Below are 9,939 nucleotides of genomic sequence, written 5' to 3'. Positions count from 1 at the left end.
TAGAATGAGAATTATTACCCTTATAGCTCTATTAGTTGCAGGAACTGCTTCTATAGAATCAACACAAGCACAATTATTACCTACTAAACTTAGGATAACAGTGATTGATGGCCTTGGCAATTTTGTAGAAGGTGCTACTGTTTCCATTTATGAGACTGAAAAAGATTATCTAGCTAGCGAGAATGCTGTAGCAACGCTTAAAACTGATAAAAAAGGAAGGGTGACCTTTAAAGAGGTTAAACCAATGGCCTACTTTGTAGAAGCTAAGTTTGAGGATAAGAATAATAATGCTGCAGGTGTAAAAACTGGTGAATTGGAAGAAGGTAGAATTAATAAAGTAAATACCGTCATCGACTAAAGTTGAGGAAAGTACTTTTCATATTAGCAACTGTACTTCTTTCAGCCGATTCATTAAATAAAAATCTACCCACATATTTATTGGTTATTGCTGATGTTCCTTCAGAAATAGAAGGTCGGGAAGACTTAATGGGACGAAGTGAATATCTGCAAATGTTGACAGCAGATCCTTCAACCGGTCAAATTCCAGCCGGGATACGTAGAGCAGAATTGATATTTAGTAACAAGCTTCTTCAAAACGTCTCAGGAGCTCGTTCACAAAATCTTGAGATAGAATCTATAGGTCCACGAAATGTAGGGGGAAGAACGAGGGCAGTTGCATTTGACATTCGGGATGAAAACATCATACTTGCGGGTGGTGTATCGGGCGGAGTTTGGAAAAGCACCGATGGTGGATCAACGTGGGAAAGAAAGTCAAACCCTCTCAATCGAAACAGTGTAACGTGTATCGTACAAGATATAAGGCCGGGGAGAGAGAATACTTGGTACCATGGCACAGGTGAAATAGTAGGCAATAGTGCAAGAGGAGGTGCAGCACCGTTCCGAGGTGACGGAGTGTTTAAATCCACAGACAATGGAGAAACATGGGAACAACTAGCATCTACTCAAAGTAATCCACAGACCTTTAATAGTCAGTTTCAGTACATCTGGGATATAGAAACTAACCCATCTAATCTGACAGAAGAAGAGGTATTGATCGCAGCTTATGGAGGAATACTTCGTTCATTAGATGGTGGTGAATCCTGGCAATTAGAAATCGGTCAGGAGCTATTCAACCTTGATGAGACGGTAGATCTAAACGATTCTAATGCTTCATTTTACACTTCATTAGAGAGATCCAGCAATAATATTTTTTATGCTACACTATCTTCCTTAACAGGTACTGATGAAATATCACCTGAGGCTGGATTTTATTATTCTACAAACGGAGCCAGCTGGACTGAAATTACACCCTTGACAGATGATTCTCAATACAGAAGAACGGTGGTAGGTATTAGCCCTTCAAACCCAGATGTTGCCTATTTCATGGTTGATTCTAGTCCTATTTTCATTTTAGAACATAGACTTTCTCAACTTACCAGTCCTGATAGAATCAATGGGTTTGATCCAGACCCTAGAGTTGTGCCGGATTTTGGTGGTACGCTCGGGGATCTTGATACGCAAGGATCATTCAATATGATGCTTCGTGTACATCCGAATGATGAAAATACAGTGTTTGTTGGTGGTACGAATTTGTATCGTTCAACGGATGCTTTTCGAACATTTGATAATATAGATTGGATAGGAGGTTACAATCCGGAAGGTGGTAGTAGTGTTTATCTCGGACATCATCCAGATCAACACGATTTACTTTTTTTACCTAGTAATCCTCAAATAGCATATTCTGCAAGTGATGGTGGATTAATTAGAAGTGACAATATCATCGCAGATTCAGTTTTTTGGGAGACTAGTAACAATGGTTTTGTAACATCACAATTTTATACGGTAGCGCAATCAAAAGATCCGGATCAACAAATTTTGATTGGAGGAATGCAGGATAATGGTACGGATTTTTCGGTTAATGGAAATAGCCTATGGAGTGGAATAATAGGAGGGGACGGAGGCTACCCTGCGCTAACCAAAGACAATACGCTATGGTTTGCATCCTTTCAGCGAGGACAAACGCTTAGGTTGACATTGGATGAGGATTTTGATCTTACTTCTTTTGCGAGAGTCGACCCAGCTGGATTAGTTGCCTCATCAAGTTCAATTTATCTTTTTATAAATCCCTTTGTAATTGATCCTACCAATGAAAATAGGATGTTTTGTGCTGGAGGTAATCATTTATATTTCCATCCAAATATCTCGCAGATTCCTGGTGGCTCTCAGACTCCAACTGATATAGGATGGGAACGGGTAAATGTAAATCCAATCGAAAATGGTCTTGTGAGCGCTGTAGAAGCTGCATATCAGGGTAACAAAGTTTACTATGGGACTTCGCTGGGACAAGTATTCAGATTAAATAATGCTGATGATCAAGCGATGTTTGAAGTTGATGAGATAACCTCAAATATGTTCCCTGAGAATGCATTTGTAAGTAGTATAGCGACAAATCCGGAAGATAGTGACCATCTTGTTGTAGTATTTTCTAATTACAATGTCCAGTCAATTTTTGAAAGTACTGATGCTGGAATAACTTTTAAAAATATAAGTGGGAGTTTGGAAGAAAATGAAGATGGTACTGGAGATGGTCCAAGCATTAGGTGGGCTGAAATTGTACCACTTAATTCCGGTAATTTGATTCTCGTAGGAACAAGCATTGGTTTGTTTTCTACGGAATCTACTGATGGAGACATCTTCTGGATGCAAGAGTCTACATCTAATATTGGCAGTGCAATCATTACTATGATGGACTATCGACCTAGCGATGGAAACCTCGCAATCGCTACGCACGGAAATGGAATATTTACTACTAGTATTGATGATTTCAAAGAAATATCACTTCTTGAAGAAAATGATCCATTTCAGGTTCTAGATGCATTTCCAAATCCTTTCTTAGAAAGCACACAGATAAGGTATTCAATACCTGAGGATGGGGAAGTAAGAGTAGATATTTTGGCCACCAATGGAGGGCTTATAAATACCATTCTTTGGGGCCCTCAATTTCAGGGCATAAATTCTGTTACCTGGAATGGTGAGAACGCATCCGGAACCGAACTTGCAAATGGCATATATCTATATCGCATTAATTATAATGGTGAAAGCAAGTCCGGGAGACTTATTTTACGTCGTTAGCGAATACTAAGTACTAGCAAGAAATACGCAATAATCATTACCCAGAAATTGTAAATAAAGAAATTAGGCATAATTTCTAGTACCATGAGTACATCTAAAATGGTGACTACAATGGATACAATTCGTAGGTTAGTTTTTGTTTTTTTATTCATAGCTCCGTTTTTGAACTAAAATAAGTATTTCATGATCCCATGACAAATTCGAAAGGTTCATCATCTTTGCGTTTTAAATAGAGATGGCAGAAGTAGGAACCGATATCAATGGAGCTGTGGAATTGCTTACTAACTCTCAGGTTGTGGCAATTCCTACTGAAACTGTATATGGCTTAGCTGGAAATGCGCTAGATGAAAAGGCAATCCTTGAAATTTATTCGGTTAAAAATCGTCCAAAGTTTGATCCACTCATCGCTCATGTAGATTCGATTTCTAAGGTCGAGGACTTAGTGGATGACTTGCCAGAAAAAGCACGACACTTAGCAGATAGATTCTGGCCAGGGCCTTTGACTCTTCTCTTAAAAAAGAAAAATCACGTTCCTGACTTATTGACTTCAGGTTTGGATCGCATTGCAGTTCGAATACCTAATCACCCGCTAACGATTGATCTATTGTCTCATCTTGACTTCCCACTTGCTGCTCCAAGCGCAAATCCTTTTGGATATGTATCGCCAACTTCAGCGATCCATGTTCAAAATCAACTAGGAGAAAAGATACCCTATATCCTTGATGGTGGTGAATGTCATGTAGGGCTTGAATCTACTATTGTAGGTTTTGAGGATGATCAAACAGTGGTTTATAGGTTGGGAGGTGCACGCATAGAAGAAATTGAAAATGCAATTGGAGAAGTAAAACTTAACGTTAACATGAGTTCAAATCCAGCTGCACCTGGGATGTTAAAATCACATTATTCTCCTGGAAGAAAAATGATTGTTGGTGATATTCTGGAAAACTTATCCAAGTTAAATCCAGAAACTACAGGTATTATCTCATTCAATAGATCATTTGATGTGCCAAAGCGAAATATGGCCATCCTTTCAGAGTCAAAGGATCTAGATGAGGCAGCAAGGAATATTTTTTCTGCACTGCGTAAAATGGATCAGCCACATCTGAAAGTAATATTAGCAGAATACCTTCCAAAGGAAGGTTTAGGAAAGGCTATAAATGATCGACTAAGAAGAGCGGCAGTCTAACGATCTTCTCTATAAACATTATCAAAAGGAGTTAACTCACCGGAACTATTTATAAATAGTGTGTAGTCAAAGTCTTTGCTTGATTTAAGGGAAGAGTCATCAGAACTATGTTTGATCAATGTGGCTTCATTCACTTTAAGTTGCTGAGGGTAATTGAAATTCACCTTTCTTAGGTCGCTAGAGATAATCAATTTGTTGAAAAGAGCTGAGGTTTTAATAATCACCACTTGATTTTGTAAGGGCGAAAAAGGCAATTTATCCAACTTGGAAATGGAAGAACCTTTTGTCGCATGTCGCATACCTATGACACATAAAATTCCATATTCAGGATATTCCTCTGTTAAAGAGATAAACTTCTTATAGATCAATCGGTCTCTGAATTTATAATTATTGTTGGGGTTAGTATAGTCAAATGTGAGGCCATCATCCATCTCTAGAATCATAGTTGCAAATTGCACAAAATCATCACCAAAGAAATCAGTATATGCTTCACTGTTTCTATCAATTTCATTGATGGTCTTTAAAATCAAGCTTTCAACAACCTCTCGGTTGTAATAGTACATTACAGATATACCTTGGTATGATTCCCGGTGAACTTTAGTCTCGTCAAATAATTGTTTGAAAATGCCGACTGTGCCTTGTAATGAAGGTGGGATTACTTTATCGCCAATCAATTGATTGATTACGAAGATGGCAGATTCCATTTTGTATTCTATATCGATACTCTTCACGAAGACTCGATCATCTTCTGGAAGACTGAGATTAAAGGCACGTAAGTCTTCAAAAAATGTCCAGTTTTCTTTACCCCAGAACATCGTATTTCTAGCTATCTGCCGAAGAATTGTGGTATCTCCAGATTGCAGATAATCATTGATCATGATAGCGGCACTTTCACCTTGCTCTATTGCCAGTATTCTTACATTGCCCTTATTATACAAGTACTTGAGCACTTTAAGTGTGGCTTGCGGTACTGATTTGATATTATGCCAATGTTCCGCTAAAACAAATACTTGATTGCTATCAATTTCTATCAATTCATACCCATCATAGTTGTCATCTTGGTTGATGCTAACAGATCTTACGTTTGTGGATGTTTGACCAAAGCACAAACTTCTATAGAGGACGACTAAACAAAGTAGAAGTATTCGCTCATTCATTTAGCAGATAAACCTTATTTAGAGGATTTTGGTTGTAAATATCAGTATTTAGCAGGTTTATTTCCAGGCAATGTTTTCTTAATAAACTCTCGCAAATGATCATTGCTGCTAATTAAATCCTCATTTCGCAGGTACATCATATGACCACTTCGATAGCCTTTAAATGAAAGTCGATCTTGCATCTTACCGCTAGGGTCTATTTGCCACATTGTATACTTAGCATCAAAGTATTTGGTGGCTCCATCATAATAACCACTTTGGATCATGGCATGCAGATAAGGATTTTGTGCCATAGCTTGACGTAAATTTTCTCCTGTATTGTTTCCATCTCTATTCCATGGATGAACGGGTCCAAACATATTGTACTTAATGTCTGTTTCGTATTTTAATACATTTTTATAGTAATAATTTATTGCTGGGGTGAATGCATGAAGCCAGCTTGTCAACTCCGAGTTAAAGTCAGGTCTTTCACCACCATCAGTACGGTCGATCCCTTTATATCTGGAATCGAGACGACCAACTGTGAAACCTTCATCTCTTAATAGTTCTTTCCAGAAGAATGAAGTTGGAACATCCAAATTGTATTGCAAAATCACTTTTTCAGATATTCCAGAGTACCTAGCCATCATTTTGGCAGCCTCATTTTTTTCTTCATCGCTAACAAAACCACCCTTAACAAGTGTAGGCATTAACTTTTGTACTGAATAGTTCTCAACCTCCTCCAGAACCTCTAATAAGTCTTTGCTTTGAAGATCTGACGGAAGTTTCTCATGATACCAGGCAGCTGCAGCAAAGTATGGTACACGCAATGCTGCACCCAGAGGTCCATCTCTTCTACCTGTTCCACTATGGATACCAAGTTCAGTAGGAGAAACAAGGATTACTCCATTGAGGTACATCCACTGTCGGTTTTGAAGCTCCAATGCTAAACCAGAAACTCTGGTAGTACCGTAACTCTCACCAATCAGATACTTTGGAGATTCCCAACGGTTCATTCTAGTCACAAACGTATTTATCCATTCAGCTAAATATGAGATGTCTTCATTCACGCCGAAAAAGAATTCCCTACTTGTATTTTCAGTGTCAATAATTCGAGAATATCCAGTGTTTACAGGATTTACAAAAACAATATCAGCTACATCTAGTATGGAATTTGGATTATCCTTCACTCCATAGGGTTGAATAGGAAATCCTTCATCATCAACTTTAAGAATTTTTGGGCCAGTGTATGCGAGATGCATCCAAACTGAAGCAGATCCAGGTCCTCCATTAAAAGAAATTACAAGTGGCCTTGCTGCTCGATTTTTTATGTCAGAGCGTTCGTAATAAGTGAAATGGACTGCAGCAATTGCCTTTCCTTCTGTATTCCACACAGGTTGTGTGCCAGTGGTAGCAGTGTAAGAAACTGCATTTCCTTTTATTGTTACTTGATGTTTAGTTGAGGTTGTTTCATTTGCTGAGATCATTCGATCCTGAGCACTGACTGAAATCGCTAAACTTAGAATAATAATGGTGAGTATACTTCTCATAGGGTGTAAATATTTAGATGAGAAATCTACCAAGAATTGAATTGACTAGAAAATAAAAAGACATGCTCGGTAAATGAGCATGTCTTTCGGTATTAAAGAGAGTAGCTCTTAGTCCATTTTTAACCTAAGGCTGCCGTAATTTGAATCAATACGAATCATTTTGTTCGAATCTCCCTGACCTATTCTCCCTTTGTATGTGCTTTTATTTGATTCTTTCACACGATAATTAAATGTAGCATCAACATCTGAGGAGTATTTTAAATCAGCAAATGAAAACTCGGCATTGATGTCTGCGTTCATTCCTTCTTCGAGCCCAATTTCATATGAGCCGAACTTACCGTCAATATCTACAAGGGTAAAAGACTTGGCTAGCTTGTCAATTTTGAAATTACCTAAATAGCTACAGTCGAGTTCGAGGCTACCAGTGAGTTCTTCAATCTCAAACCCTGAGAAGTGTGCATCAGCATCTACAGTTTGTGCTTTTTCTATCTCTACACTTCCATATTTACTCTCGATTTCCAAATCGGTCACTTCTCCAATTTCTATTTCCGAAAAACCTTGAGTCATTTCTAATTTAGATGCGCCATCAATATCAAACTTACTGTACTTGATTGTGGCCTCTCCATCGTTGATACTTCCAATACTACCACTGCCGAATGATAGTTTGATCTGTGCTTCGCCAGAAACGTCACCTACTCGCATTGAACCATAGGAAACGATAATATCTAACTCGTTCTTGCGATCGCCCATTGTTACATCTCCGAAGCTATTCTTAATATCTAGCGGGTTAGTATCTGGCATGTAGATCGTATAGTTGATCTCAAATCCTTCTTGGTTTTTGTTTTTAGTACTAGAGATTTCTGTTTCAAAAACAATTTCACTAGACCCCTCGGTAATATCAATCTCAATAGCGTCTAGAATTCTTTGAGCTCTTTCTTCATTTCTACCTTTGCCAATTATTTCTACCTTGATGTCAAACTCATTTTTTTCCCAAGAGTTGATCTCTACTTTTCCAAACTTGTTGTTCACTCTTAGTTTGGTGGTAGCACTAACGCTATAGTTTTTTTCAACATACTTTTTCTTCTCTTCTTGATTACCTGCTGCTGCATAGAAGGCAAGTAGAATGCAAAGTGCTGCTGCTTTATATTTCAATAGATATGTCTTTTTCATTGTTTTGGTTTTTGATGTTTTGTAAAATGTCCAGTTGTTTGTTTAGGATATCAAGTCTCAGCTGCAGGTTGCTGATCATCGCATCCATCACACGGTCATTGGAAGCATTGGATTGGTAGGTTTTCTTTAATTCTAAATACATGGAATCGAGTTGGTCGATTTCTACCAAAAATTGTTCATGTTGTTCAGGGGTAAGTTGTTCTTGGATAGCTTGCTTACGTTGTGCAATTAAACTCACATAGTAATCTTCAGCTTGTGTAAATTCATCACTAAGCATCGGTCCATCTAGTTCGTCTGATTGACGCTTGTCAATCATCAGATAAATAGTAGATACCATAAATATCATAGCAGCTACTTTCCATACGGTAGGCCAAATGCTTTGCTTATCACCTAGCCTTTGGTCAATACCCTTCCAGGTATTTTCACTTGGAGAAGCATTGTCAAATCCTTCTCTGTTGGCCATGATAAAATTTTCAAGTTGATCACCCATAATTCACCTCCTGTTTTACAATCATTTTCAATTTGTCTTTCGCTCTTTTATACTGAGACTTTGAAGTTGACTCTGTTATGCCCAGTATTTCGCTAATTTCTTTGTGGTCGTATCCTTCAAATAAATAAAGAGATAGTACCGTTCTAAATCCTGATGGCAATTCATTCATTGCTCGCTGAACCTGCTCAATTGAATAATTCGGTTCAGTTTTTTCAGGTTCATATTCGCTGACCTCTTCTTTCATGTCCAGCGCCAGCATCAAGTCTTTTTTTATCCTTTGAACTTGATTTAGCGCTTTGTTTATCACGATTCTCTTTAACCAGGCTCCAAATGATGCATCTTCACGATAACTTTTAAGATTTTGAAATGCGCTTACAAATGCATCCTGCAATACATCCTCGGCTTCATTTTCATCTCCGGTTATCCTCAGCGCAGTATTAAACATCGCCTTATTGTACAGTTTGTAAATCTCAAACTGTGCAGAACGATCTTCATTTCTACACCTAGCTATCAGATCAGCATGAATATTTATAGTGTTTGCTTCCAATTTTTAGGTTAGTTCGATGTAAAGACTAGGAAAGGGAAGAGGGGTTGCATCTTGTTGTTAATTTTAGCACATAAGATTAATAAATATGAAAAAAATATGTTGGATATTATGCTTTGGGTTCGGCTTTGCTACGGCACAAGAATTGGACAGTGTAGCTATTGATACCATAAATATAGAACCTCCAACACATTTTCTAGGTGCATATTTGACTGGTGGTATTAGTTGGGAAGCAAGTACACCAAATCACAACATTTTTAGTGTTTTAGGTGTTGGAATTCAGTATGAACGTTGGATGTTAGGGTTTAGTCGAAATGATTTTCAAGGTTCAGTTGAGTCATTTGTAATTTTCCCAAACACTTTTGAATTGAAGTATAGATATGGCGGTATTGATTTAGGATATCAATTGAATGAAAAGAACTGGATGAGTATAATCGCTAAAGTAGGATATTATAGAGGTGATATGGTTTGGAGAAATCAAGAAGACGGTCAAAATTTTTTACGAGATGAATTTAGTCTAGTGAAATTTAGTCTTGCGGGGGAGTTGGCAAAAATGAGATACATAAGACCTTCACTCTCAGCAGGCTATCAAAAAATGAATGAGCTGGATTTGACCAGGGTTGCATCAAGTGATTTTTCAGGATTATTTATTGCAGCTGGAATTCGAATTGGTTATTTTAATCAATAACTTATTTATTTATAGAGGTTTAGGGTTAATTAATTAAACTTGT

The 9,939-nt window shown here is 37.7% G+C and carries 9 protein-coding genes; 4 read left to right on the top strand and 5 right to left on the bottom strand.

Annotated elements, in window-relative coordinates:
• Positions 1–4: 4 nt before the first annotated feature.
• From ACY650_RS02655 to ACY650_RS02645, 3 genes are all read left to right on the top strand, one after another.
• The gene (locus ACY650_RS02655) at positions 5–358 is read left to right on the top strand and encodes a peptidase associated/transthyretin-like domain-containing protein (RefSeq protein ID WP_462251460.1); all 354 of its coding nucleotides are present in this window, start codon (positions 5–7) and stop codon (positions 356–358) included.
• Between the two features lie 2 nt (positions 359–360).
• Complete coding sequence (locus tag ACY650_RS02650; protein WP_462251458.1) at positions 361–3,132, top strand: FlgD immunoglobulin-like domain containing protein; 2,772 nt, start codon at positions 361–363, stop codon at positions 3,130–3,132.
• Positions 3,133–3,367: 235 nt separating this feature from the next.
• Complete coding sequence (locus tag ACY650_RS02645) at positions 3,368–4,318, top strand: L-threonylcarbamoyladenylate synthase (protein ID WP_462251456.1); 951 nt, start codon at positions 3,368–3,370, stop codon at positions 4,316–4,318.
• Here the strand turns inward: ACY650_RS02645 and ACY650_RS02640 are convergent.
• The 5 genes from ACY650_RS02640 to ACY650_RS02620 form a co-directional block, all read right to left on the bottom strand.
• Positions 4,315–5,475 (bottom strand): TraB/GumN family protein, encoded by a 1,161-nt coding sequence (locus ACY650_RS02640; protein ID WP_462251454.1) that lies wholly within the window; start codon positions 5,473–5,475, stop codon positions 4,315–4,317. The two genes, ACY650_RS02645 and ACY650_RS02640, sit on opposite strands and share 4 nt — an antisense overlap.
• A 41-nt stretch (positions 5,476–5,516) precedes the next feature.
• Positions 5,517–7,004, bottom strand: a complete 1,488-nt coding sequence (locus ACY650_RS02635; protein WP_462251452.1) for a S10 family peptidase — start codon at positions 7,002–7,004, stop codon at positions 5,517–5,519.
• A gap of 108 nt (positions 7,005–7,112) precedes the next feature.
• On the bottom strand, positions 7,113–8,174 hold the full coding sequence (locus tag ACY650_RS02630) for a DUF4097 family beta strand repeat-containing protein (RefSeq protein ID WP_462251450.1): 1,062 nt from the start codon (positions 8,172–8,174) through the stop codon (positions 7,113–7,115).
• Positions 8,146–8,664 (bottom strand): hypothetical protein, encoded by a 519-nt coding sequence (locus ACY650_RS02625; protein ID WP_462251448.1) that lies wholly within the window; start codon positions 8,662–8,664, stop codon positions 8,146–8,148. Before ACY650_RS02625 ends, ACY650_RS02630 begins: the two co-directional genes overlap by 29 nt.
• A complete protein-coding gene (locus ACY650_RS02620) occupies positions 8,657–9,211 on the bottom strand; it encodes an RNA polymerase sigma factor (RefSeq protein WP_462251446.1) in 555 nt (184 codons plus the stop codon). The genes ACY650_RS02625 and ACY650_RS02620 overlap by 8 nt, the downstream gene beginning before the upstream one ends.
• 85 nt (positions 9,212–9,296) lie before the next feature.
• Here ACY650_RS02620 and ACY650_RS02615 point away from each other — a divergent pair, with 85 nt between their 5' ends.
• Positions 9,297–9,896, top strand: coding sequence for a hypothetical protein (locus ACY650_RS02615; protein WP_462251444.1), 600 nt, complete (start codon positions 9,297–9,299; stop codon positions 9,894–9,896).
• Positions 9,897–9,939 lie beyond the last annotated feature (43 nt).

It is taken from the genome of Ekhidna sp. (assembly GCF_963691765.1).
Classification (GTDB): Bacteria; Bacteroidota; Bacteroidia; order Cytophagales; family Cyclobacteriaceae; genus Ekhidna.
This window is presented reverse-complemented; position numbering and strand designations above follow the sequence as displayed.

Bases quoted from the DNA above. Each gene is read 5' to 3' on its own strand.
- ACY650_RS02625 (WP_462251448.1), bottom strand. From the start codon at position 8,664: ATGGGTGATCAACTTGAAAATTTTATCATGGCCAACAGAGAAGGATTT.
- ACY650_RS02630 (WP_462251450.1), bottom strand. From the start codon at position 8,174: ATGAAAAAGACATATCTATTGAAATATAAAGCAGCAGCACTTTGCATT.
- ACY650_RS02645 (WP_462251456.1), top strand. From the start codon at position 3,368: ATGGCAGAAGTAGGAACCGATATCAATGGAGCTGTGGAATTGCTTACT.
- ACY650_RS02655 (WP_462251460.1), top strand. From the start codon at position 5: ATGAGAATTATTACCCTTATAGCTCTATTAGTTGCAGGAACTGCTTCT.
- ACY650_RS02635 (WP_462251452.1), bottom strand. From the start codon at position 7,004: ATGAGAAGTATACTCACCATTATTATTCTAAGTTTAGCGATTTCAGTC.
- ACY650_RS02615 (WP_462251444.1), top strand. From the start codon at position 9,297: ATGAAAAAAATATGTTGGATATTATGCTTTGGGTTCGGCTTTGCTACG.
- ACY650_RS02640 (WP_462251454.1), bottom strand. From the start codon at position 5,475: ATGAATGAGCGAATACTTCTACTTTGTTTAGTCGTCCTCTATAGAAGT.